This is a genomic window from Rhodococcus sp. MSC1_016, from assembly GCF_023667485.2.
Classification (GTDB): Bacteria; Actinomycetota; Actinomycetes; order Mycobacteriales; family Mycobacteriaceae; genus Rhodococcus_F; species Rhodococcus_F oxybenzonivorans.
The window spans coordinates 3279396-3302874 of record NZ_JAMOZI020000001.1 but is presented as its reverse complement, the minus strand read 5'-3'; the positions used below and the strand labels follow the sequence as shown (position 1 = coordinate 3302874).

Annotated in this window: 23 protein-coding genes; 7 read left to right on the top strand and 16 right to left on the bottom strand. The window is 66.2% G+C overall.

Annotated elements, in window-relative coordinates:
* Positions 1-59 precede the first annotated feature (59 nt).
* Positions 60-1613 (top strand): carboxylesterase/lipase family protein, encoded by a 1554-nt coding sequence (locus L1080_RS15255; protein ID WP_250770579.1) that lies wholly within the window; start codon positions 60-62, stop codon positions 1611-1613.
* On the opposite strand, the gene L1080_RS15250 is transcribed toward L1080_RS15255, so the two are convergent.
* The 6 genes from L1080_RS15250 to L1080_RS15225 form a co-directional block, all read right to left on the bottom strand.
* Entirely contained in the window at positions 1606-2847 is a 1242-nt protein-coding gene (locus L1080_RS15250) for an MFS transporter (protein ID WP_250770259.1), read from the bottom strand. The two genes, L1080_RS15255 and L1080_RS15250, sit on opposite strands and share 8 nt — an antisense overlap.
* Positions 2848-2931: 84 nt before the next feature.
* Complete coding sequence (locus L1080_RS15245) at positions 2932-3456, bottom strand: DUF3558 domain-containing protein (RefSeq protein WP_250770256.1); 525 nt, start codon at positions 3454-3456, stop codon at positions 2932-2934.
* Positions 3453-3995: a DUF3558 domain-containing protein gene (locus L1080_RS15240; protein ID WP_250770253.1), complete on the bottom strand. Its 543-nt coding sequence runs from the start codon at positions 3993-3995 to the stop codon at positions 3453-3455. Before L1080_RS15240 ends, L1080_RS15245 begins: the two co-directional genes overlap by 4 nt.
* A complete protein-coding gene (locus tag L1080_RS15235; RefSeq protein ID WP_109328564.1) occupies positions 3979-4254 on the bottom strand; it encodes a GNAT family N-acetyltransferase in 276 nt (91 codons plus the stop codon). Before L1080_RS15235 ends, L1080_RS15240 begins: the two co-directional genes overlap by 17 nt.
* Positions 4255-4310: 56 nt before the next feature.
* A complete protein-coding gene (locus L1080_RS15230) occupies positions 4311-5483 on the bottom strand; it encodes a DUF4185 domain-containing protein (protein ID WP_250770250.1) in 1173 nt (390 codons plus the stop codon).
* Between the two features lie 110 nt (positions 5484-5593).
* Positions 5594-6967 (bottom strand): FAD-binding oxidoreductase, encoded by a 1374-nt coding sequence (locus tag L1080_RS15225; RefSeq protein ID WP_250770247.1) that lies wholly within the window; start codon positions 6965-6967, stop codon positions 5594-5596.
* A 513-nt stretch (positions 6968-7480) separates the two neighbouring features.
* On the opposite strand from L1080_RS15225, the gene L1080_RS15220 reads away from it, so the two are divergent.
* The gene (locus L1080_RS15220) at positions 7481-7810 is read left to right on the top strand and encodes a hypothetical protein (RefSeq protein ID WP_109328568.1); all 330 of its coding nucleotides are present in this window, start codon (positions 7481-7483) and stop codon (positions 7808-7810) included.
* A 42-nt stretch (positions 7811-7852) separates the two neighbouring features.
* On the opposite strand, the gene L1080_RS15215 is transcribed toward L1080_RS15220, so the two are convergent.
* Positions 7853-8272 (bottom strand): Type 1 glutamine amidotransferase-like domain-containing protein, encoded by a 420-nt coding sequence (locus L1080_RS15215; RefSeq protein WP_374433636.1) that lies wholly within the window; start codon positions 8270-8272, stop codon positions 7853-7855.
* Positions 8273-8538: 266 nt separating this feature from the next.
* On the bottom strand, positions 8539-9357 hold the full coding sequence (locus tag L1080_RS15210; protein WP_250770242.1) for a maleylpyruvate isomerase family mycothiol-dependent enzyme: 819 nt from the start codon (positions 9355-9357) through the stop codon (positions 8539-8541).
* Positions 9358-9518: 161 nt separating this feature from the next.
* Here L1080_RS15210 and L1080_RS15205 point away from each other — a divergent pair, with 161 nt between their 5' ends.
* A complete protein-coding gene (locus L1080_RS15205) occupies positions 9519-11072 on the top strand; it encodes an AMP-binding protein (RefSeq protein WP_250770239.1) in 1554 nt (517 codons plus the stop codon).
* A 16-nt stretch (positions 11073-11088) separates the two neighbouring features.
* Here the strand turns inward: L1080_RS15205 and L1080_RS15200 are convergent, their stop codons facing one another.
* On the bottom strand, positions 11089-12465 hold the full coding sequence (locus tag L1080_RS15200; RefSeq protein WP_250770577.1) for an APC family permease: 1377 nt from the start codon (positions 12463-12465) through the stop codon (positions 11089-11091).
* Between the two features lie 242 nt (positions 12466-12707).
* Positions 12708-13103 carry a DUF488 domain-containing protein gene (locus L1080_RS15195; RefSeq protein WP_159921074.1) on the bottom strand — a complete coding sequence of 132 codons (396 nt, stop codon included), beginning with the start codon at positions 13101-13103 and terminating at the stop codon, positions 12708-12710.
* Positions 13104-13372: 269 nt separating this feature from the next.
* Here L1080_RS15195 and L1080_RS15190 point away from each other — a divergent pair, with 269 nt between their 5' ends.
* The 3 genes from L1080_RS15190 to L1080_RS15180 are packed head-to-tail and all read left to right on the top strand — an operon-like array spanning position 13373 to position 16242.
* Entirely contained in the window at positions 13373-14485 is a 1113-nt protein-coding gene (locus L1080_RS15190; RefSeq protein WP_159921076.1) for a Re/Si-specific NAD(P)(+) transhydrogenase subunit alpha, read from the top strand.
* Positions 14486-14818: an NAD(P) transhydrogenase subunit alpha part 2 gene (locus L1080_RS15185; protein WP_109328582.1), complete on the top strand. Its 333-nt coding sequence runs from the start codon at positions 14486-14488 to the stop codon at positions 14816-14818.
* Positions 14818-16242, top strand: coding sequence for an NAD(P)(+) transhydrogenase (Re/Si-specific) subunit beta (locus L1080_RS15180; RefSeq protein ID WP_250770236.1), 1425 nt, complete (start codon positions 14818-14820; stop codon positions 16240-16242). The genes L1080_RS15185 and L1080_RS15180 overlap by 1 nt, the downstream gene beginning before the upstream one ends.
* Positions 16243-16310: 68 nt before the next feature.
* On the opposite strand, the gene L1080_RS15175 is transcribed toward L1080_RS15180, so the two are convergent.
* Genes L1080_RS15175 through pdhA form a run of 5 tightly spaced genes read right to left on the bottom strand, consistent with a single transcriptional unit; the run spans position 16311 to position 21554 of the window.
* Complete coding sequence (locus tag L1080_RS15175; protein WP_250770232.1) at positions 16311-16928, bottom strand: hypothetical protein; 618 nt, start codon at positions 16926-16928, stop codon at positions 16311-16313.
* Positions 16929-16960: 32 nt separating this feature from the next.
* Entirely contained in the window at positions 16961-18187 is a 1227-nt protein-coding gene (locus L1080_RS15170; protein ID WP_250770229.1) for an MFS transporter, read from the bottom strand.
* Between the two features lie 19 nt (positions 18188-18206).
* Positions 18207-19433, bottom strand: a complete 1227-nt coding sequence (locus L1080_RS15165) for a dihydrolipoamide acetyltransferase family protein (RefSeq protein ID WP_250770226.1) — start codon at positions 19431-19433, stop codon at positions 18207-18209.
* A gap of 43 nt (positions 19434-19476) precedes the next feature.
* Positions 19477-20460 (bottom strand): alpha-ketoacid dehydrogenase subunit beta, encoded by a 984-nt coding sequence (locus L1080_RS15160; protein ID WP_250770223.1) that lies wholly within the window; start codon positions 20458-20460, stop codon positions 19477-19479.
* On the bottom strand, positions 20457-21554 hold the full coding sequence (gene pdhA / locus L1080_RS15155) for a pyruvate dehydrogenase (acetyl-transferring) E1 component subunit alpha (protein WP_250770220.1): 1098 nt from the start codon (positions 21552-21554) through the stop codon (positions 20457-20459). Before pdhA ends, L1080_RS15160 begins: the two co-directional genes overlap by 4 nt.
* A 342-nt stretch (positions 21555-21896) precedes the next feature.
* Here pdhA and L1080_RS15150 point away from each other — a divergent pair, with 342 nt between their 5' ends.
* The gene (locus tag L1080_RS15150) at positions 21897-22925 is read left to right on the top strand and encodes a phosphotransferase family protein (protein WP_250770218.1); all 1029 of its coding nucleotides are present in this window, start codon (positions 21897-21899) and stop codon (positions 22923-22925) included.
* Positions 22926-22955: 30 nt separating this feature from the next.
* Here L1080_RS15150 and L1080_RS15145 read toward each other — a convergent pair whose 3' ends face one another.
* The gene (locus L1080_RS15145; protein ID WP_250770216.1) at positions 22956-23438 is read right to left on the bottom strand and encodes an acyl-CoA thioesterase; all 483 of its coding nucleotides are present in this window, start codon (positions 23436-23438) and stop codon (positions 22956-22958) included.
* Positions 23439-23479: the final 41 nt, after the last annotated feature.

Genomic DNA, 23479 nt, shown 5'->3' with positions numbered 1-23479 from the left:
GACGCCCCTGCGCATCGTTGGTACCTTGGCCGGAGATTCCCGGTGAGGGGGTGTCAGTCGTGGAAGTCGAGAAGTCCGGCGACACGCTGGTCGTCCGCGCCCGCGACGGAGCGGTGTGCGGGCACGCCGACGGTGACGTCTACGCATGGAAGGGCATCCCGTTCGCGGCAGCCCCCGTCGGAGCGCTGCGGTTCCGGGCGCCGGCCCCACCGTCCCCCTGGAACGGTGTGCGCGACTGCGCCGTCTTCGGGCCCATGGCGCCGCAGGGGCACGGCACCGCCGTGCCGATCGACGCGGGACTCGAGATGGACGAGGACTGCCTCTCGATCAATGTGTGGGCCCCGGAACCGGACGGCACACCGCGGCCGGTGATGGTGTGGATCCACGGGGGTGCGTACTGCCTGGGAACGGCGGCGCAGAGCATCTACGACGGGCGCATCCTGTCCACCGTCGGTGACCTGGTGGTGGTGTCGTTCAACTACCGGGTGGGTGCGCTCGGCTTCCTCGACCTGTCGTCGTTCTCCACGGCTGAGCACGTGTTCGAGACCAACATCGGACTACGCGATCAGGTCGCGGCACTGGCATGGGTGCGTGAGAACATTTCGGCCTTCGGCGGGGATCCGGACGAGGTCACAGTGTTCGGCGAATCGTCCGGCGCCGGATCGATCACCACACTGATGACCTGTCCGAGCGCGGAAGGACTGTTCCACCGTGCGATCGCGCAGAGCCCACCGGCCACCTCCGTCTACGGGAGCGAGCGCGCCGCCACGGTGGCCCGGCAATTCCTCGACATCCTCGGGCTGGCGCCGGAGGCATCCGCCACTCTCCTCCGCCTTCCGTACGACCAGATCATCGAAGCCAGCGACACGCTGGTCAACGAGGTGCCCACCAAGATTCCGGGCACACTTGCCATGGCGCCTGTCGTCGACCGCGATTTCCTGCCGCGGTACCCGGTGGCGGCATTCCAGAAGGGGTACTCCCACCGGATCCCGCTCATCATCGGGTCCAACAAGGACGAGTCCTCGCTCTTCAAGCTGATGAAGTCGCCATTGCTGCCGGTCACGTCCGATTCGGTGCAGGAGATGCTCCGGGCCATCGCCGCCGATCATCCCGACCTCCCCGCCAACCGGCTCGCCGACATCCTGGCCGCCTACCCGGACCGCGCAAAATCTCGGGGTGCGCTGGCGATGTCCCGAGATGCCGCGTTCCGGATGCCTGCCCTGTGGGTGGCCGACGCACACAGTCGCCACTCACCGACGTGGATGTACCGGTTCGATGCCGCCACCCCGATCCTCAAGGCTGCGCGCATCGGGGCGGGGCATGCCACCGAGCTGCCGTACGTGTTCGGCAACTTCGGCACGCTGAACGTCGATCCCACGTTCTGGCTGGGCGGGCGGAAGACGGCACTGGAGGTGTCCGGCCGCGTTCAACGCCGATGGCTCGCGTTCGTCCGGCACGGCGTTCCGGCGGCGTTGGACGGGTCGAAACACTGGGCTCCCTACGACGAGAACACTCGCGCAACGCTGCTGATCGACAGCTCCGACACCCTCGTACAGGACCCGGACCGCGAGATGCGCCTGGCCTGGGGCAACGAGGTGATGGGCTTCAGCTGACGGTCGCCGGGGCGTCCAGTTCCTTCAGGACCGGAAACGCGCAACAGGCGATACCGAGGACGAGGACCGGGACGGCGAGCACGAAGAACGTCGGCTGAATGCCCCAGGCGTCGATCATCGGCCCGGCAAGCAGATAGCCCAGCGGACCGGCAGCGTACGCGGTGGACGTCATGACCCCCGTGATCCGTCCGCGCATGTGCTCGGGGCTACGAGTTTGCATGGCGTAGTTGGCAATCGGGCCGACCGGCCCGAAGACGAGTCCCTGCAGCAAGGCCAGCGCGAGGATCGCCCACAGGGGCGGGAGAAACGCCATGGCCACCATGGCTGCGCCCAGGACGATCACCGCGACGAGCATGATCACCCGTCTGGACACGAAGGGGGAGAGCGGCCCGTACGCCAGGGCGCCCACGACTCCGCCGACGCTCAGTGCCATCAGCACCGAACCCAGCTGTGCGGGTTTGTCGAGTTCGGTGAAGTACACCGGGAACACGACGGACTCGACAGGCAGGTACAGTGCGACCACCGCCATGTCGACCAAGGCGATCGTGCGCAGAAGGCGGTTGTGCCACACGAACTTCAAACCCTCGACGGTGCCGCGCCAGAGTGAGGTCGGCGCCGACGAGGCGTCGGGCCGGCCGGCATTGTCGAGCCGGAGGAAGGTGATGGTGACGATGGACAAGACGAAGCCGAGGGCGGTCACCCACAATGTGTTCTCGGCCCCGACCGTGGCGATCAGGACCCCGCCGATACCCGGTCCGACCAGGTAGGCCACGTTGTAATTGGCCTCGTAGAGGCTGTTCATCCGGTCGAGCGACCACCCGGCCGACGTCGTGGCTGCAGGCAGCATCGATTCCCTCGCCGCGATGCCTGCCGGGTCGAACGCGGCGCCGACTGCCGCGAGGACGGCTATGACCAGGACCGACAGGCCCGCCGTGTTGGCCACGATCGGGATGGCGGCAGCCGAGAGTGCGGAGAGGCAATCGGAGATGATCGAGGTTCGGCGCCGACCGAACAGGTCGACGACTGTGCCCGCGAACAGACTCGACAACAGAAGGGGAAGAGTGGCCGCGCCGGCGACCACCGCGGCGTCGGAGGCACGGCCGGTTCGCTCCAGCACCAACCACGGCAACACGACGATCGCGATACCGTTCCCGGTGGCGGAGAACAGGGTTGCCAGATTGAGCAGCACCAGAGGGCCGAGTCGGCGAGGCGCTGCCGTCTCGGTGGCGGTCACGGCTGAGTCCTCTGGTCGGGGCGGAAAGGTGTTTACTCGACGCTAACAGCGCCGCCGAGACCGCCGCGACCCATTTTGTACTCGTCACTGATTGCGCTGCAGCGTCAATTCCGCGAGGGTCCGAGCCCCCGCACAAGGATCGCCCGTACCCGAACGGTTCTGCACCCACCAGGTGATCACTCCGGAGTAGGCGGCGGTGATTCCGCACGTCGCACTGTCACCTGGCCGCCGGGCGGTGAAGGCCGACGCACCTGCGACGGAGGTGGTCTCCACCTGGTAGCCGAGCCGATCGGCGACATCACGCTCGCGCTGCAGCGAGTTGTTCTCGAACCAGCCGAACGTCACGTCGAGGGAACCGGCGTGCGACAACACCGTCCACATGCAGACAGCCCCGTAGAAGTACTGGTCGATTCCGTCACCGCCGAGCACCTCCGCGATCTTCTCGTTCGGGACCGCCTCACACTCGCGCAGCACCTTGTCGAATCGGTCGGAGCCACCGACGCTCATACCTGCACCTTCAGGGAGGGGAGTGCCGGTGATCGAGTTACCGCACCCGGTCAGCAGGAGCACTGCCGCGACAACGGCGGCGAATGTGCGGACGGCTCTCATTTCGCCTTCTTCAGAGTGAGGTCGACGAGAGCGGTAGGAGCCGCGCACGGATCGGACGGTGTGACGCCGACGCCGTACCGGACCAGCCAGTGCACGAAATCCGCCCCCGTCGCCACCGCCACCTCGCAGAATCCCTCGTTCTGTGAGGAAAACCCCCGATGCCCGGCGATGTCGAGGTCGTGGACCTCGTGCCCGATTCCCTGCGCCACCGACCGTTCCCGGTCGATCGGGCTGCCGCGGTACCAGGTGAACATCACATATCGGGCTCCGCCGTCGGCCTCCCAGCGGCATTTGATTCCATTGCGGGACACGGGCGTGAGCCCGGACATCCCCGCCCGCTCGTAGACCTCGCCGTCGGTGAGTGAGCCGCACTCGCCCACGAAGGCTCCCGGCCGGGCGGCCGTCGACGTCCGCGGAAGGGTGTCCGGCATGCCGGTATCGTCACCGTTTCCTGATGCGCAGCCGACCAGTGTGAGGGCGGCGGCAGCGGCACACATGCCGCGGACGGCCAGACGGTCCGACTCAGACGAGCTCCGCATAGCTCGGATTCTCGGCGATGTAATGCTCGACGTACGAGCAGGACGGAACCACGGAGAAGCCACGGTCCTTCGTGTCGTCCAGGGCAGCTTTGACCAGTTGAGCGGCCAGTCCCTGCCCCCGGAACTGCGGGTAGGTGACGGTGTGGTGGAAGTCGCGGACACCGTTCCTCTCGGCGTAATCGGCGTACCCGGCGAGCTGACCGTCGAGGAAGATCTCGAACCGGGACTCGGACACGTCGTGCTCTACCTTGACCGCCACAACCACTCCTCTGTTCGCATCGAGCGTGCAGTGCTGCGCACACTCGCAGATTACCGTCAGTCGGCGAGGTTGGTGCGCAGGAGCATGACGTTGTAGTCGGACCAGGTGGTGGCGAGGAAGTACAGATCCGACCCCTTCGACCACGGATGCATGTAGGCGCCGTACAGCTCGGGCACGTCGCGGCTGCTCACCAACACTTCCGGTGCACTCCAGCCGGATTCGAGCCGATCGGACCGCCGCATGACCACCGAGTTGCCGGCGTCCGTGTACATCGCGACGAACTGGCCGAGGTACTCGTTGAACTGCACGGACAGCTCGCTGACGGGCCCTGGGATCACGGGGGCGGCAAGGGCGGCATTCGCCTTCACCCATGCCTTGCCGTCCCAGTACTCGTACGCGGTGAGGTTTCGAATCTCCGCTTCCGGCACCCGCGACAACCGTGCGTCACCCGAACGGCCGGACGGCGTGCCGAAGGCGTAGACGAAACCGTCGTGTTTGACGTAGGAGCCCATCTGGAAGTTCTCGGCACCGGTGCCGGGCACATTGGGACGCAGGGTCAGCGGATCCGTGACCCAGTTCTCGCCATTGTCGACGGAATACGCGATTCCCGACGCGTTGGTGTCCCATTCGCCGGGAGCGCCCCAGCTCCGCACGGACATGTAATTGATGTACTGCACGGGACCCACCGAAATGCCGGTGGTGGGGATGACAGTTTGCTCGACGCCCGGAATCTTCTTGCTCTCGATGATTTCCTTGGAATGATTCGGGCGGTCCACGGGCGAGTTGTCGATACTCATACCGTTGGCGAGATCGCGGTCGCTGCTGCGAAGCAGAATGTTGCTGCGCCAGTCGCCGACGAGCCCGCACAGGGGATTGTCGCTGAGGCCGACCGTATCGCCGAAGGCGGTGAGAACCTGGCCGGCTCCGTTGTCCCACATGATGCCGAGGTCGGTTCCGAGGACGCTGAATCGGAAGATCGTGTCGTTGGGACTGCGGGGCCCGGTGATGTGTGCGACGGCCTGCGTGTGGCCGCGTAGTTCGGGAAGGCGGCCGTCGCTGCCGTTCAGCCATGGAATCGGATTGATATCGTTGTTCGAGCTCGAACCCAGGCTGCCTGATCCGAGGCACGGCGCCGCCATCGCGACGGAGGGTGACCACGCGAAAAACGTGCAGCTAGACGCCAATAGGGCGGGCATGGCCAGTGAAACGACACGGCGGAGCTTGGTCACGGGCGCACCTCTCTGCGACATTTCGAGCAGGTCCGGTCACGCTAGCAACACCTCAGCTGTCACACCAGCCCCTTGCATAACCATTTGGGTACCGTGACGGCCGCGGATACCTACAGAATGGCGCCCGGGTTGAGGATTCCCAGAGGATCGAGCGCCTGCTTCACCCGGGCCGTCACATCCATGACGTCCTTACCCACTTGGTCGGGAAGCCACGCCTTCTTCAGCCTTCCCACCCCGTGTTCACCGGTGATCGTTCCCCCGAGGGAAATGGCGAGATCCATGATCTCGCCGAACGCGAGCCGGGCCCGTTCCGCCATTGCGGCATCCGCGGGATCGAACACGATGAGTGGATGCGTATTGCCGTCGCCGGCATGAGCAATGACGGCGATCAGCACATTTCGTGTCCGTGCGATGGATGCAATGCCTTCGACCAGCGCGGGCAGCTTCGGCAGTGGGACTCCGACGTCCTCGAGGAGAAGGCTTCCGAGTCGCTCCACTGCGGGAATGGCGAATCGCCTTGCCGCCGCGAAGGCTTCGCCCTCCTCGGGATCGTCGGTGGTGAACACCTCCGACGCGCCGCTCGCGGTGCAGGCGTCGGCCATGCGGGAGATCTCCTCCGAGGCAATCGCCCCCGGTGCATCCGAGCGGGCGATGAGCATGGCTTCTGCAGTCCGGTCCAGGCCCATCTTCAGCGCATCCTCGACGGCGCCGATCGTCGTGCGGTCCATGAACTCCAGCATCGACGGGCGCAGCGAGCGCGTGATGGCCAGCACCGTGTCGGCGGCCGCCTGCACCGACGCGAACGTCGCGACCAAGGTGCACGACGGTGGTTGCGCCGGGATCAGTCTGAGGGTCACCTCGGTGACGACTCCGAGGGTGCCCTCACTGCCGACGAAAAGTTTGGTCAGCGACAGTCCGGCGACATCCTTGAGGCGGGGTCCGCCCAACCGCACCGCCGTTCCGTCCGCAAGCACCACTTGGAGGCCGAGCACGTAGTCGGTGGTGACCCCGTACTTCACGCAGCACAGCCCGCCGGCGTTGGTCGCCACGTTGCCGCCGATGGTGCACATCTCGAACGACGACGGGTCGGGCGGATACCACAACCCATGTTCCGCGGCCGCCGCCTTGACCTCGGCGTTGAGCAGGCCGGGCTGGGCGACGGCGATACGGGTGACGGGGTCGACGTCGATCCGGCGCATCCGCTCGGTACTGACGACGACGCTGTCCCGTACCGCGGTGGCACCTCCGCTGAGACCCGAACCGGCCCCGCGGGGGATCACCGGGACCCGATGTCTGCCGGCCCAGCGCAGCACCGCCTGGACCTCCTCGGTGCGCGTCGGCCGTGCAACGGCGGCGGGCAGGACAGCGTCCGGGTCGCGTGCCCAGTCGTGGCTGTAGGACGCGAGAAGATCCGGATCGGTGAGCAGGCATCCATGGGGGAGGGCAGCGTCGAGTTCCGCGAGAACGTCCGGTGCGATCGTCATGTTGTGCTCCTCGCGGGCGGTGGCGGCGTACCCGACGGTAGCGCCGCCCGGACTGGCCTGCACCCGATTTGGTCGAGCGTCCAACTGAACCGATTCGGAGGCTTCCCTTCAGATATGGCCTCAACCTGGACGTTCAGTACAGGTCGGGGCGGGTCTCGACCGCTCAACTTGTTACCGACGCGTACGAGTCCCACTATGTGAGAACAGGGGTGTTAATTTTTTTGCCTTGGACGACGGAGGGGTATAGAACCCTCCCGTGCGGGAAACCTGCAGGTAGTCGCGCCTCGGGGCAAATTCGGACTTGGGAGTTTTCGATGTAACTCAGGTCACATTCGTAACTCTGTTACCGGATCGTATCGAGGGGGCAATGCAAAAAAGCGCTTTCCCGGGTTAGCGTTCTGCATCGTCAAACACCGGCGAGGCGTTACACCCAAACGGAGAATCTCACGAAATGTGAGTCAGATCGCAACTTGGGGCCGGTTTTGCCGCACCGACCCCGGAAGGACCCGCACGATGCACGCACTCCACCGAGACCCCAGCAGCTACATTTCCGCGATGTTCTCGTACGAGTTCATCGACGGTGGTATCGACTACGACTCCATCGAACAGATTCACCGCGGGGAATTCGATGAGTGGGTCTTCGCCCTGGCCGGCTCGGGATTGTTCACGAACGACGAAGTTCGCGCGATGGTCACCGAGTGGAGTCTGAACCCCAAGGTTCTCCTCAACACCCTGCTCGCCGACGCCGATGAGGTCACCGCCAAGCGCTGCGAGGTCACCTGGGCAGCACTCGACCGCGTCGCCCCGTTCGCGCCGTCGATGCCCGTCGCCGTATTCGGCTGACGTCCTCCTGGCGTCTCCGCAACTGGCACTCGCGGTGCTTCGTCACATGAGCTCGGTGGACTCTCCGTCCACCACGATTACCTGTTCGTCCGTCAGGGTGCGGTATTCGATTCCCGCGACACGCAACGCGGCGACGGTACGCCGGACAGCGGCCGCGTCTTCCAGGGGCACCGTCTCTTCGCCGCCTGAGGGCGTCGCAGGCGGGTGATGCGGCACGATCGCGAATGGCACCACCCCGAGGCCTTCCCAGATCGGCTGCATGCCGCAGGTCCCGAAAACCTCCGACGGGTCATCGGAGGAGTCGAGACCGCGCAACGTCGGTGTCATGACGCAGGCGCCCGCGCTGTATCCGGCGTAGACGAGCGAATCGTTTCTCAGCAGGTCGCGAAGAACATCGTCCGCACCACTACGCGCCATCTGGGCACGCAGGACGAACGTGTTTCCGCCCCGCACCCAGAGCATGCCGAATCCCGCCAGCCGATCTCGCAGCCCGCTCGTGCCGCCGTTCTGCGTTCCGATGTAGTCGCGAAGATCGACTTCCTCCGGTGAGAACCCCAGGCGCCGCAGCGGCGCCACATCACTGACCACCGCTGAGGCGCGGGCGGACGGTGGCCAAGCGTCGGCTGCTGCCGCGATCACACCCACCCGTCCCGGCTTTCCGACGAGCGACATCAGCGGTGCGGGGTCGGCTCCGAACCGGTAGGACGACAGGAACAAGCGCATCGCGGTCAGATCGTGAAAGTGAGATTGTCGACGATCTGCTTGCCGACGGCGGTGTCACCGCCGAGGGTGATGGCGTCGCGGTGATCCGCGGCCTTCACCCGGCCCCCGGCAAGACGGGTGAACAGCCGGGAGTCGAGTGTGATCGTCGTGGTGGCGTCGCCCGGCAACTCGTCCACCACCGCTGCGCGCCCGTCGACGGCGACGTGGATTTCTCTCGCGAGCGGACCAGTCAACTCGAGGGCGATGCGCGAGCCCGACGGCGCCTTGCCACGCTTTCCGACGAGGAACCCGACCGCTCCCATGATCTCCTCGAACGCGGTGTCACCGCGGACTCCGCCCTCGTCCCCGGCAACACCCAGCGCGTCGCGGATGTCGAGTTCGTGCATCCAGCAATCGAACACGCGGACGCGCATGAACCGGAGATAGGGTGCTGGGCCGACCGGTGTGGCGGTCTCGGCGTCGAACATCTCATCCGTCATCTGCGCCAGTTCGGAGCGCCTGCGCTCGGTGATATCCCGGAAGCGGTCGAGCATCTCGGTGCCGGGCCGCCCGCGCAGTCCCTCCACCCACCGTTCGTTGAACGCTCCGATCTCGTTGCGCACATGCGCGAATCCGTGGACATCGACGGTGGTGTGCGGTGCCGGTATCCCCGCGAGCATCGATTCGGTACCGATCAGGTGGGCGGTGACGTCGTGCACGGTCCACCCGGGCAGGGGGGTGGGCGTGAACCAGTCGTCACCCGTCACCGAGGACAGCAACTGGTCGAGCACGTCCCATTCTTCGAACAGCGCGTCGAGTATCCGTTCCTTCTGTAGGGCAGTCACGTCTGATGGCCCTCCTCTCGCTTCAACTGTAGGACCTTGCCGGGTGGTGGCCCGGTGTTTTGGCCACGGGAAAGTCTGCGGCCGGTGAGCGTGAACGGGCCCCGTCCGCGGATGCCTGTGGTAGACCGATGATGAGAATCTCCATTAACAAAGGAGCGTGGATGTTTCCCGGAAATTTTGTCGCCACCACCCCGGACAAGCCGGCCGTCGTCCGGCCGTCGACGGGGGAGCAGCTCACCTACCGGCAGCTGGATGAGCGGTCCATCCGGTTGGCGCGACACCTGCGTGGGCTCGGCCTGAAGGTCGGGGATCACCTGGCTCTGGTGTCGAGCAACGACCTCCGTGTTCTGGAGGTCTACTGGGCGGCCCTGCGATCGGGCCTCTACATCACCGTGGTGAACTGGCACCTCACCGCGGACGAAGCCGGCTACGTCGTGAACGACTGCGGAGCCGCCGTTCTCATCGCCTCGGCTGATGCGGCACTGGCAATTCCCGCCGACCCGGCCCAGTTGCCCGGCGTCCGGCACCGGCTCGTCTACGGCGGTGAACTGGACGGCTTCGACAGCTACGACGCGGCGGTGGCGGCGCAGTCCGGCGAACCGCTGGAGACGCAACCTCGTGGGCGGGACATGCTCTACTCGTCGGGCACCACCGGCAGGCCGAAGGGAATCAAACCCGCGCTGCCGGAAGGTGAAGTCGACTCGACGACGGACCCGTACACGGCGGTGTTCGCGCCCATGTACGGATTCGACGCGGACACCGTCTACCTGTGCCCCGCGCCGCTGTATCACGCGGCACCCCTCCGCTTCTGCGGCACCATCACGTCCGTCGGCGGAACCATCATCCTCATGGACAGGTTCGACGCAGAGGAGGCGTTGCGCCTGATCGAGAAGTACGAGGTGACGCACAGTCAATGGGTTCCCACCATGTTCGTGCGAATGCTCAAGTTGCCGAATGAAGTTCGCGAGAAGTTCGACGTGTCGAGTCTGAAGGTGGCGATTCATGCGGCAGCCCCCTGTCCGCCCGAGGTGAAGCGTGCGATGATCGACTGGTGGGGCCCGGTGATCCACGAGTACTACGCCTCCACCGAAGGTGCCGGCGCCACGTTCATCGACAGTGCGCAGGCACTCGCCAAGCCGGGATCCGTCGGGCACGACGGGGTGATGGGCATCGTGCACATCTGCGACGACACCGGTGCGGAGCTGCCCACCGGTGAGATCGGAACGGTGTACTGGGAGCGCGAGGAGCGGCCGTTCGAATACCACAACGATCCGGCCAAGACCGAAGCCGCAACGCATCCCAGTCATCCGACGTGGACCACCAGCGGTGACATCGGATACCTCGACGACGATCGGTTTCTGTACCTCACGGACCGGGCGGCCTTCATGATCATCTCCGGCGGGGTGAACATCTACCCGCAGGAGTCCGAGAACATTCTCACCATGCATCCCAAGGTCTTCGACGTCGCGGTGATCGGTGTGCCGGACGAGGAAATGGGCGAACAGGTCAAGGCTGTGGTCCAACTCGTCGACAATGTGGAGCCGTCGGAGGCGGTCGCCCGTGAACTACTAAACTTCGTGCGGGACCGGGTGACGCACTTCAAGGCGCCTCGGAGCATCGATTTCTCGGACGACCTGCCGCGCACGCCCACGGGCAAACTCGTCAAGCACAAGCTGCGGGCACGGTATCTCGCGGGGGCGAAGACAATTGGCTGATCAGAGAGTGCCCGCGTTACTGCGCGCGGGGACTCTCGGCGTCCGTTCTCGTGGAACGACGGCGGGAGACTGCGTACAACACGACTCCGACGGCAAGGAGTAGCGCCGCACGCAGCCAGGTGGCCGCGCTCTGCTGGGTGAGCAACGCCACGCACGTGACGAGGGCGAGGATCGGGAACACCGTCGGCGCCCGGAAGTGGTGGTGCTCCACGGCATCACGACGCAACACCAGGACCGCGATGTTGGTGCTGATGAAGACGACGAGCAGCAGCAGAACCACCGTCTCCGCCAAGGCCGACAGCGAACCGGTGACGCACAGAGCCATGGCGACGGCAGTGGTCGCCACAATCGCCACCCAGGGAGTCCGTCGCCGCGGGAGAACCCGTGCGAACGGACGCGGAAGCAGTCCCTCGGACGCCATTCCGTACGTGAGCCTGCTTGCCATGATCATCGTCAGCAGTGCGCCGTTCGCGACGGCGACGAGCGCGATCAGACTGAACAGGCGAGGTGGAACGCCGACGTCGGCGGCGGAGACCACTGCCAGCAGCGGGCCGGACGATGCGGCGAGTTCGCCGGCGGGTAGGACCACCGAGACTGCCAGTCCGACGAGGACATAGACGGCGCCCGCCGTCAGCAACGCTCCGAACAACGCCCGCGGGTACACCGTGCGCACGTTGGTCACCTCTTCGGCGACGTTCGCGGACGTCTCGAACCCCACGAACGAGTAGTAGGCGAGCAGTGCGGCGGCCAGCACCGCGAGCGCCGGCGAACGGCTTTGGTCGAATTCGACCACCCGGCCCAGGGTGCCGTCACCACGTCCGAGCACGATGCCGGCCAGAACCACCACCAGGACCAGGCCGGTGACCTCCACCACCGTCATGACGACATTGGCGCGCACCGACTCCTTGATCCCCCGGGCGTTGAGCAATCCCACGAGGAGAAGGAACACGAGTGCCGCCGGGACGGTCGGCACATCGACGAACGCGGCGAGGTAATCGCCGGAGAATGCGAGTGCGAGCCCCGCTGCGCTCGTGACTCCGGCGGCGAGCATCGAGAACCCGACGAGGAACGAGATCAGCGGTGTCCGATACGCCCGCTGGGCGAACACCGCCGCCCCACCGGCGCGCGGATACTTGGTGACCAGTTCGGCATACGAGGTCGCCGTCAGCAACGCCATCACCAGTGCCAGCAGCAACGGCACCCAGACTGCGCCGCCCACCTCGCCGGCGATGACCCCCACTAACGCGTAGATTCCGGCACCCAGCACGTCGCCGAGAATGAAGACGAAGAGGAGCGGGCCCGTGATCGCGCGGGCGAGAGGGGTCCCGTGTCCGGCGTCCTCGTCGAAGTGCTCGGCATCTCCCTCGTTCACTGGCCGGGCGGCGCGTCGCATCTGCAAGGTTCATCCCGTCTGCCACGGTGACGTGCCGCCACCTCAGGTGCAGTCATGTACCCCCGAGACACGGTCCCAAACTGAGGACAGTTACGCGGTCCGTTCGCACCCGCACCGTGGACACCGCGGTGCCGTCCGGTCCGTCAGGAACAGTCCGCAGTCGGGGCAGACACGGTCGAGCCAGCACACGGAGTCGCCGCCCAGATCCTCGTCCGCAAGGTTGCCGGGGTCCGCCTCGCCCGTCACAGCTGACCGCGCAGATAGTCGGCTAGGACTTCCGCATGACTGTGGGTGACGTCCTTGGTGGCGGTCAAGAGAACGATAGGGCGTCCGTGCGCGAGCTCCCGAACCCTCGCAACAGCCTTGCGTCCCGGCGGGGAGTCCAGCTCGGACACGTACCGTTCCCGGAACTCGCCGAATGCGGCGACGTCGTGTGAGTACCAATGGCGAAGCTCGGTCGAGGGTGCGAGATCACGGGCCCAGTCGTCGAAGTGAAACGCATCCTTACGGAGGCCGCGCGGCCAGAGGCGGTCGACGAAGAGCCGGAGTCCGTCGCCGTCGGTGGGGTGGTCGTAGACCCGTTCCACCACCACTGGTGAGTCGACGTCCGTCTCCGGACGTCCCTGTCGTTTGTGCATCACCGAACCTCCGCTTCTGTGCGGGTTTCTCTCCTCACCCTACGACGCGGCCGTGTGTGACTGGCCTCACAAACTAGAGGAAAGGTGGGTGAGAACGGCTGTTCGGACTCGATTCAGACAGACTCCGGCCGGCTTCTCTGTTCACTACGTCACGCGGTCTCTGGCTATCATCAGCTGAAATCAGTCGAGGCTGGGGACATATTCCGCTCATCAACGGTTGGTTGCCGCTCGTCGCGGCATGCAGACCATCTACCGCAGGAAGTCGATAAATGGATACATCGCAGAGCGCGGCGCAGCCGCGCCCGACGGTTGGCGTTCCTCGTGAGTCGAACGAGGGCGAACGTCGGGTAGCGCTGGTGCCGAAGATCGTGGCCGCATTGACGGGTAAGGGTGTCGATGTGGTGGTCGAGTCGGGTGCCGGATTGGGCGCCTTGATCCCGGACGAATTGTACGTCGGGGCGGGCGCCAAGATCGGCGATCCGTGGTCGGCGGACGTGATCGTGAAGGTCGCGCCGCCGTCGGACGAGGAAGTGGGCCGGCTGCATGCCGGGCAGACGTTGATCGGGTTCCTCGCCCCCCGCAATCAGGACAACCAGGTCGCCGCGCTGAAGTCGGCGGGGGTGCAGGCGTTCGCGGTCGAGGCGATCCCGCGGATTTCCCGCGCCCAGGTGATGGACGCGCTCTCCTCGCAGGCGAACGTGGCCGGATACAAGGCGGTGCTGCTCGCGGCGTCGGAGTCGACTCGGTTCTTCCCGATGCTCACCACCGCGGCCGGCACCGTCAAACCCGCGACCGTGCTGGTGCTCGGTGTCGGTGTCGCCGGCCTGCAGGCATTGGCGACGGCGAAGCGGCTCGGTGGCCGGGCCACCGGCTACGACGTGCGCCCGGAGGTGGCCGATCAGGTTCGCTCGGTCGGTGCGCAGTGGCTCGATCTGGGGATCGACGCCGCCGGTGAAGGGGGGTACGCCCGTGAACTCACCGAAGCTGAGCGCGCGCAGCAGCAGCAGGCGCTCGAGGACGCGATCAAGGGCTTCGACGTCGTCATCACCACCGCCCTGGTGCCGGGACGTCCGGCCCCCCGGTTGGTGACCGCCGCCGCGGTGGAGGGCATGAAACCCGGCTCCGTGGTGGTCGACCTGGCCGGAGAGACCGGCGGTAACTGCGAGCTCACCGAACCCGGTCAGACCGTGGTCAAGCACGGGGTGACGATCTGCTCGCCGCTGAACCTGCCCGCGTCGATGCCCGAGCACGCCTCGGAGCTGTACTCGAAGAACATCTCCGCGCTGCTCGAGTTGATGTTGGTCGAAGGCCGGTTGGCCCCCGATTTCTCGGACGAAGTCCTTGCCGCGTCCTGCGTCACCCGTGAGGAGGGTGTGTCCTAGATGTATACCGAATTGTTGGCGAACATCGCGATCCTGGTGTTGTCCGGGTTCGTGGGGTTCGCGGTGATCTCGAAGGTCCCGAACACGTTGCATACCCCGCTGATGTCGGGGACGAACGCGATCCACGGCATCGTGGTGTTGGGTGCGTTGGTGGTGTTGGGCAAGGTCGACAATCCGCCGTGGGGTCTGCAGGTGATCTTGTTCGTGGCGTTGGTGTTCGGAACGATCAACGTGGTCGGTGGTTTCGTGGTGACCGACCGGATGCTGGGCATGTTCAAGTCCAAGCCCGCTTCTCCCGCCGCTGCTGTCGCTGAGAAGGGTGGGGACAAGTAATGGGATATATGGTCAACGTGTTGTACATCGTGGCGTTCTCGATGTTCATCTACGGTCTGATGGGTTTGACCGGGCCGAAGACCGCGGTCCGCGGTAACCAGATCGCCGCGGTCGGCATGGGTGTCGCCGTGGTCGCCACCCTGATCGCGATCCGGGACACCTCCAACTGGGTGCTCATCGTCGCCGGTCTGGTGATCGGTGTGGTCCTCGGTGTGCCGCCGGCGTTGCGGACGAAGATGACGGCGATGCCGCAGCTGGTGGCGTTGTTCAACGGGGTCGGCGGCGGCACCGTCGCCCTGATCGCCTACGCCGAATTCCTCGACTCGGACGGGTTCACCGCCTTTCAGCATGGTGAGTCGCCGACCGTGCACATCGTGATCGCCTCGCTGTTCGCGGCGATCATCGGATCGATCTCCTTCTGGGGATCGGTGATCGCGTTCCTCAAGCTGCAGGAAACCCTGCCCGGCCGCCCGATCGGCATCGGCCGGTTGCAGCAGCCGCTGAACGCTTTGTTGCTGATCGGCGCGGTCGCGCTCGCGGTGATCATCGGGATCAAGGCGATCGACCCGACCGGGCCCACCAGCGGGTGGTGGATCGTCGGAGTCCTCGTCCTCGCCGCGATCTTGGGGTTGATGGTGGTGCTGCCGATCGGCGGCGCCGACATGCCCGTGGTCATCTCGCTGCTCAACGCGCTCACCGGTCTGTCCGCTGCCGCCGCGGGTCTGGCCCTGAACAATCAGGCGATGATCGTGGCCGGCATGATCGTCGGCGCGTCGGGTTCGATCCTGACGAACCTGATGGCGAAGGCGATGAACCGGTCCATCCCGGCGATCGTGGCCGGCGGGTTCGGTGGCGGCGGGGCTGCCGCGGTCGCCGACGACGGCACGGTGAAGACGGCGAAGTCGACCTCGGCGGCGGACGCGGCGATCCAGATGGCCTACGCCAATCAGGTGATCGTGGTCCCCGGCTACGGGTTGGCCGTCGCGCAGGCCCAGCACGCGGTCAAGGACATGGCCAAGCTCCTCGAGTCGAAGGGCGTCGAGGTCAAGTACGCCATCCACCCGGTCGCCGGCCGGATGCCCGGGCACATGAACGTGCTGCTCGCCGAGGCCGATGTCGAGTACGACGCGATGAAGGAAATGGACGACATCAACGACGAGTTCGCTCGGACCGATGTCACCCTGGTGATCGGGGCGAATGATGTCACCAACCCGGCCGCCCGCAACGACCCGTCCTCGCCGATCCACGGGATGCCCATCCTGAATGTGGATCAGTCGAAGTCGGTGATCGTGCTCAAGCGGTCGATGAACTCCGGGTTCGCCGGTATCGACAACCCGCTGTTCTTCGCCGACACCACCTCCATGCTCTTCGGCGACGCGAAGAAATCCGTCGCCGACGTCACCGAGGAACTCAAAGCCCTGTAGGCCCTCCGGGCTCGTGCGCCTTTCTGGTTGCTGCTGCTACCAGAAAGGCGCACGAGCGGCGGAGCCGCCTAGCGGTGGCGGGAGAAGACAATAGCCGCGGTGTCGGGCCGAAGCGCCTCACGCTCCGCGGCGACGGGGGAGTACAGCATCAGTATCGACGCCAGCGCCCACCAGATCGACGCCACCACAAGGCTCGCGACGAGCGCGTAGACGCTGATCGGTTCGACGAGGGCTGCGGCCCCTGCGACGCCGAGGATCAGAGCGAAGCCCAGTCCAGCGACCACGGGCCGAAATCGGGGCGCCGACACGAGGATCGCCGAGCCGTACAGGGCGGCGACGGCGACGACATGGCCGCTGGGCAGCAGAACGGTGGGTGCATCCGACGCCCACGCCCGGACGGCGGCGCTGGTGAGGTTCGCGCCGAGACAGAGCAACAGGATCGCGCCGATTCCGTACGACAGTTTCCGCACCGTCGCGACCACCGCGAGGACGACGGTCGCGACCAATACGGAGTTGACGTCGACGACACTGATCACCTGGTCCGCGATGGACCGTAACGGCTCCGGGAACGAGAGCGCTGTCGAGGCGGGTTTGACGAGATACAGCGCGCACAGCAACACCACACCTGCCGCCGATAGGGCAAGACGGTGAACGCTGCGGCGCAGCGTGCTGTTCGATTCGGTCACGGTCTCCAGCATGCCAATCCACGCTGAACGAACTATGAGAGTGCGCTGTGATCCCGGTGTACGGAGTGGGGCGTTCGCCGGACCGCACCGGCACACGCTGCGGCGATCAACACACATCCCAGCGGCACCACCATCGCCGTTGTGAGGGGAATCACCTGAGTGATCCAGCCGATGGCGGCCGGGCCTGCGAGGAATCCCACGTATCCGAGTCCGACGACGCGGGACATGTTGGTGCCCGCGGATCCTGAGCCGAGGTTTCCGGCGGCGGTGAAGATCTGGGGGACTCCACCGGACAGTCCCAGGCCGAACAGCGCCCAACCGAAGACCGTAAGCGGGAGTGCGCCGGACACCAGCACGAGCGCCATTCCGCCGCCGGCGAGCAGTGCGCCGTAGCGGACGACGGCGACGGGCCCCACTGCACCACCGACGCGGTCGGCGGTGAACCGTCCTACGGTCATCATCACCGAGAAGGCACCGAAGGCGAGGGCGGCGACCGAGTCGGAGGTGGCGAGGTGCTCCTTGACTTGCAGTGCGCTCCAGTCGTTGGCGGCGCCTTCGGCGAGCATGAGCACGAACGCGATGCCGCCGAGCCCCAGGACTCGCGCCGACAGTCGTCCGTGTGCCTTCTCGGCGGATCCGTCCGTCTGCGCGGTGCGCGGCCGATCCTGCATGAGCCACCGCGCACTCGCGCCGACGACCGCGATCCCGACACCCCCGGCGACCAGGAGTGCCGCGGCGGGTGTCCAGTCGGCGGCGAGTGTCGCGGCGCCGACGAGCGATCCCACGACCCCGCCGACGGAGAAGAGAGCGTGGAAGGCGGACATGATGGGCCGCCGATAGCGCTGTTCCACCTCGACGGCCTGCGAGTTCATCGACACGTCGAGGGCCCCGTTGGCGAACCCGAAGACGAGAAGTGTGAGACCCAGCTGCCACGCCTCGGTGGCCAGTCCGGGGCCGATCGTGGCGACCGACAGTGTGAGCCCGGCGGCGATCACGGTCCGCCTGCTTCCGAACCGGTCGGCGAGGGGTCCGGTGAGTTGCATGCCGAAGATGGCGCCGATCGCGAGAAGGAGGAGCAGAGATCCGAGCGTTGAGTGGCTGATGCCGGTACGGTCCTCGATCGCGGGAATGTGCACCACCCACATCCCGAGGAGGAACCCGTTGATCCCGAAGATCGCGAAGATCGCCGACCGGGCGGATCTGAGCGGTTCGGGTACCCGTGCGCGCTTGTTCACCGCGGGCGGTTGAGAAGTACTCACGGGGCCAACGTACCCAGCCTCACAGTTGTGCGAGCAGCGCTACCGGGTCGTGCAGCATCGCGGCGACGGACGACAGGAACTTCGACCCCTGATCGCCGTCGACGACGCGGTGATCGAAGGACACACTCAGCGTGGTGACCCAGCGGACGGCGAGCTCGCCCTCGTGTACCCACGGCCGCTGGGAGACGCTGCCCAGGCACACGATCGCGGATTCGCCGGGGTTGATGATGGGTGTGCCTGTGTCGACACCGAAGACACCGACGTTGGTGAGCGAGACGGTGCCGCCGGTGAGCTGAGCGGGATCGGCTTTACCGCTACGCGCGATGGCGGTCAGTTCGGTGATCGCCCGGCAGAGTTCGAGCAGGCTCAGCGACTGCGCTTCTCTCACGTGGGGGACGACGAGACCACGCGGAGTGGCCACGGCGATGCCGAGGTCGACGTAGTGCTTGACGACGATCTCCTGGTGCTCTTCGTCCCAGGAGGCGTTGAGATCGGGGTGCTCTCGTAGGGCAACGATCATCGCCTTCGCGGCAATGCTGAGGGGAGTCACCGATAGTCCCTCGAATTCCCGCCGGCCACGGAGATGTTCGAGGAGTTCGACCGAACGCGTGACGTCGACGGTGACGAATTCTGTGACGTGGGGCGCGGTGAACGCACTGCGGACCATGGCTGCGGCCGTCTGCTTCCGCACGCCCCGCACAGGGGTGCGAGTCTCTCGCTCGCTCGGCCCGGCCGCCACGCGCGGTGCGGCGGAACCGGCGTACTCCTCGACGTCGTGCCGGGTGACGGCCCCGGACGGACCCGTGCCCGGGACAACGGTGAGGTCGATCCCGCGCTCGCGTGCTGCCAGCCGGGCGGCCGGCGAGGCGTCGGGACGCACGCGTTCGGGCGGTGCGGTGCCCTCCGGCGTCGCGGCCGCGCGTGGGCGTCCACGCCTGCTCTGGGCGGCGGCCTCTGGTCCGTACCCGACCAGCACTGGAGTCCGCGTAGGTGGCGTGTCCGACGCCGAGTCGGTCGCGATCCTGATGAGCGGTGTGCCCACCGGCACGGTGGCCCCGGCGGGAATCAACAGCTCCTCCACGACACCTGCGTAGGGCGACGGTAGTTCGACCAAGGCTTTGGCAGTCTCGACCTCGGCGATGACTTGATTCAGTTCGACGCTCTGGCCGACCTCGACGGACCACGACACCAACTCGGCCTCGGTCAACCCCTCGCCGAGGTCGGGCAGGCGGAATTCCTGCGCCAACGGACACTCCTCTCCTTCGGGCCTCTCCTTCGGGCGGAGCCGGTCAGGCCGCGAGGCTGCGATCCACGGCGTCGAGCAGGCGATCGGCGTCGGGAAGGTGGTGACGTTCCAGCTTCGCCGGGGGGTAGGGAATGTCGAAACCGCCGACGCGCAGAACCGGGGCCTCGAGCTGGTAGAAGCACCGCTCCGATATCCGGGCGGCCACCTCGGCGCCGAGGCCGAGGAACGTCGATGCCTCGTGTGCCACGACGAGTCGGCCGGTTTTGCGGACCGACCGTTCGACGGTGGGGAAATCGATCGGGGAGAGGGACCGCAGGTCGATCACTTCGAGGGAGTTGCCCTCCTGCTCGGCGATGGCCGCAGCCGACAACGCCGTCGGTACGACGGAACCATAGGTGACTATCGTGGCGTCCGAGCCCTCGCGCAGTACACGCGCGCTGTGCAACGACAGGTCGGGTGCGGCGTCCACATCGAATTCTGCTGTGTCCCAATACCGCCGCTTCGGTTCGAAGAACACCACCGGGTCGTCCGACGCGATCGACTGCTGGATCATTTGGAAGGCGTCACCGGGGTTGCTCGGGGTGACCACCCGCAGTCCGGCGGTATGCGCGAAGTAGGCCTCGGGGGACTCCGAGTGATGTTCGACGGCCCCGATTCCACCGCCGTAGGGAATCCGGATGGTCAGGGGCGCCGTGACCTTTCCCTCCGTGCGGTAGTGAATTTTCGCGACCTGCGAGACGATCTGGTCGAAGGCCGGGTACACGAAGCCGTCGAACTGGATCTCGCACACGGGCCGGTATCCGCGCAGCGCCATACCGAAGGCCGCACCGATGATCCCTGATTCGGCGAGCGGGGTGTCGATCACGCGGTTGTCGCCGAAATCCTTCTGCAGGGTGTCGGTGACCCGGAAGACGCCACCGAGGCGTCCGACGTCCTCACCCATGATCACGACCTTGCGGTCCCGTTCGAGTGCGCGCCGCAGACCCGCTCCCACAGCCGCACCGAGCGACATTCTGGTGGTGCTCATGACAGTGCCTCCTCGGTGTCGGTGACCGCTGCGAGGTACGCGGCGTACTCGGCGCGCTCCTCCTCGAGGAGCGGATGTTCGCTGGCATAGACGTGATCGAACACGCTGAGCGGCGGCGGCGTGGGTGCGCCCACGGCCCCCGACCGGAGTCGCGCGGCGATCTCGTCGGCGGTGGTCCGAACCCGGGTCAGGAACGCCTCGTCGAGCAGGCCTTCCCGGTCGAGCAGGCGGTGCATGCGGTCGATCGGATCGCGGGCCTTCCATTCCGCGGTCTCCGCCGAAGATCGGTACCGCGTGGGGTCGTCGGAGGTCGTGTGGGGACCCATCCGGTAGGTGATGGCTTCGATGAAGGTGGGGCCGCTCCCCTCGCGTGCGCGCTGTGTGGCCTGGCGGGTGACGGCGAGGACGGCGAGGACATCGTTGCCGTCCACCCGGACGGCCGGCATCCCGTAGCCGGCGGCACGCTGGGCGATCGGAACGGGACTCTGCAGGTGCACCGGTTCGCTGATCGCCCATTGATTGTTCTGGCAGAAGAACACGACCGGGGCGTTGAAACTCATCGAGAAGCCCAGTGCCTCGGCGATATCTCCCTGGCTGGTGGCACCGTCACCGAAGTAGGCGATGGTCGCGATCTCGGCACCGTCGAGGTGGGCGCCCATTGCGTATCCGGTGGCGTGCAGTCCTTGAGATCCGACGACGATGGCCGGGTTGGTGACCTTCACCGCGTGTGGATCCCAGCCCGAATGGGCGGTTCCCCGCCACATCCGGGTCATTTCTGCGGGGTCGACGCCGCGGCAATAGGCGACGGCATGCTCGCGGTAGCTGACGAAGGCGTAGTCGTCGGGGCGGAGGGCTCGGGCCGAACCGACCTGCGCTGCCTCCTGGCCGAGCATGGGCGCCCACAGGCCGAGTTCGCCTTGTCGTTGCAGAGCAGTGGCTTCCACGTCGATGCGGCGCGTGACAACCAGATCTTCGTACAGTCCGCGCAATTCGTCCGGACCGATATCGCGCACCAGGTTCGTGTACTCGGGCCGTAGGACCCGTCGGCCGTCCGGCTGTAGGAGCTGGACCGGATAGGCAATCTTGTCGACCATCGGACTCACCTCGCTGTGTCGAGTCCCGGAGACCTTGTGAGTTCGCGGGAGACGTGCGCTGCGTTCAGGACGTGTATGTGTCCTACTTCACAGCATCCACGGGAACGCGAACTGCGCAAGTGGTCGCATTTCGGTAGAGCACATTGCCCAGTCGACGGGCCCGCGGAGGAGTCGTACTGCGTCTTATGACCAGTCCGGACGCCGCCGAAGCTGAACTGTTATGGAGTGGTGATCCGAGGATCCGTCCGGCGTGGAGGTCTCGGACCGAATCCACCTCACCGTTACCGCCGGTGCGTCACGGTTCCCAACGCACCAGGCTCCCGAGCGGTTAGCATCGAGCGCGTGAATGCTGTGGGGTTGAACGAAGATGCCGTCTCCGCGTGGATTGCCGGACTCGGTGTAGGAGCGATCGCACCGCTGAGCTTCGAACGGATCGGAAACGGTCAGTCGAACCTCACGTATGCGGTCAGTGATGCAGGTGGCGGCCGATGGGTGCTTCGGCGTCCGCCGCTCGGAAACCTGCTCGCCTCGGCGCACGACGTGGTCCGGGAACATCGAATCCTGTCCTCGCTGCAGGGCTCGGACGTGCCGGTGCCGAAAATTCTCGGACTCACCGAAGATCCCGAGGTGACCGACGCCCCACTCGTGTTGATGAGTTACGTGGCCGGCGTGGTGATCGACAGCATCGGGGTCGCCAAGAAATTGACACCCGAGCAGAGGCGCGGTGTCGGGCTCGCGATGGCGCGCGCGCTCGCGAAGATTCACGCCGTCGACCTGGCGGACACCGGGCTCGAGGACCTGGCGAGCCACAAGCCCTATGCGGCAAGGCAATTGAAGCGTTGGGCAGACCAGTGGGAAAAGTCCCGTACCCGGGATGTCCCGGAGGTCGAGCAGCTGGCGGACATTCTCCAGCGCAACATGCCCGAGCAGAAGGAACTGTCGCTCGTGCACGGTGACTTCCATTTGAGCAATGTCATCACGTCGCCCGAGGAGGGCGAGGTGCTCGCCGTGGTGGACTGGGAACTCTGCACCCTCGGAGATCCGCTGGCTGACGTCGGTGCACTTCTGGCCTATTGGCCGGAGGCCGGTGACGAGGATGCCGGACCCTTCCCTGCTTCCACGCTGGAGGGTTTCCCGACGAGGGCCGAACTCGTGGAGGCGTACACCCAGGAAACCGAGCGCGACGTCACGCACGTGGGTTATTGGCACGTGCTGGCACTGTGGAAACTGGCGATCATCGCCGAAGGCGTCCTGCGCCGGGTGACGGACGATCCACGAAACCAGGCCGAGACAGGTGCGCCCACGGTCAAGCTGATCGACGGCATCATCGCCCGGGCGGTGGCCACGGCGGAGGCCGAGGGCCTGCGCTGAACCGAGGCGCTGCTCAGTGGTGCCGGGCGCTCACTTCGTGCCCGGCACCACCAATAGCTCTGCCGCACTGAGAATGTCGGGTGGGATGGGCACCGGCTTGCGTGTCTTCGCGTCGACGTACACGTGGACGAATCGGCCGAGAGCCGCCAGGTCGAGGGCCTTGTCGCGTTCGTCGAGGGCCTCGCCGCGTTCCCGGAAGATGGCGAGCGCGTACACGATGCTGCGAGTGCCGAGCCGCTCTATCGACAGTCCCACCTGGAGGCGGTCCGGGAAGGTCAGTTCGCTGAGGTACTTGCAGGATGTCTCGGCAACGACGCCGATCGCCGGCAACTCCCGGATGTCCGTGCCCGTTTCCGCGATCAGCCAGGCGTTGACCGCGGTGTCGAAGTACGAGTAGTAGGTGACGTTGTTGACGTGCCCGTAGTGGTCGTTGTCTGCCCAGCGGGTGGGTACCGGCCAGAGGACCGGGAAGTCGTCGGCGGTCGGCAAGGCGGGAACGTCGTCGTGTGTCATCGCCTCGACCTTAAACGTCGTGGTTCCCGTGCCCTGGGCAG

Excerpts from the sequence above, each read along its gene's own strand:
- L1080_RS15180 (WP_250770236.1), top strand. The coding sequence starts at position 14,818 with ATGGGATATATGGTCAACGTGTTGTACATCGTGGCGTTCTCGATGTTC.
- L1080_RS15215 (WP_374433636.1), bottom strand. The coding sequence starts at position 8,272 with ATGCTCTGGGTGCGGGGCGGAAACACGTTCGTCCTGCGTGCCCAGATG.
- L1080_RS15220 (WP_109328568.1), top strand. The coding sequence starts at position 7,481 with ATGCACGCACTCCACCGAGACCCCAGCAGCTACATTTCCGCGATGTTC.
- L1080_RS15195 (WP_159921074.1), bottom strand. The coding sequence starts at position 13,103 with ATGCACAAACGACAGGGACGTCCGGAGACGGACGTCGACTCACCAGTG.
- L1080_RS15240 (WP_250770253.1), bottom strand. The coding sequence starts at position 3,995 with ATGCGGAGCTCGTCTGAGTCGGACCGTCTGGCCGTCCGCGGCATGTGT.
- L1080_RS15200 (WP_250770577.1), bottom strand. The coding sequence starts at position 12,465 with ATGCGACGCGCCGCCCGGCCAGTGAACGAGGGAGATGCCGAGCACTTC.
- L1080_RS15205 (WP_250770239.1), top strand. The coding sequence starts at position 9,519 with ATGTTTCCCGGAAATTTTGTCGCCACCACCCCGGACAAGCCGGCCGTC.
- L1080_RS15245 (WP_250770256.1), bottom strand. The coding sequence starts at position 3,456 with ATGAGAGCCGTCCGCACATTCGCCGCCGTTGTCGCGGCAGTGCTCCTG.
- L1080_RS15160 (WP_250770223.1), bottom strand. The coding sequence starts at position 20,460 with ATGAGCACCACCAGAATGTCGCTCGGTGCGGCTGTGGGAGCGGGTCTG.
- L1080_RS15185 (WP_109328582.1), top strand. The coding sequence starts at position 14,486 with ATGTATACCGAATTGTTGGCGAACATCGCGATCCTGGTGTTGTCCGGG.
- L1080_RS15225 (WP_250770247.1), bottom strand. The coding sequence starts at position 6,967 with ATGACGATCGCACCGGACGTTCTCGCGGAACTCGACGCTGCCCTCCCC.
- L1080_RS15190 (WP_159921076.1), top strand. The coding sequence starts at position 13,373 with ATGGATACATCGCAGAGCGCGGCGCAGCCGCGCCCGACGGTTGGCGTT.
- L1080_RS15145 (WP_250770216.1), bottom strand. The coding sequence starts at position 23,438 with ATGACACACGACGACGTTCCCGCCTTGCCGACCGCCGACGACTTCCCG.
- pdhA (WP_250770220.1), bottom strand. The coding sequence starts at position 21,554 with ATGGTCGACAAGATTGCCTATCCGGTCCAGCTCCTACAGCCGGACGGC.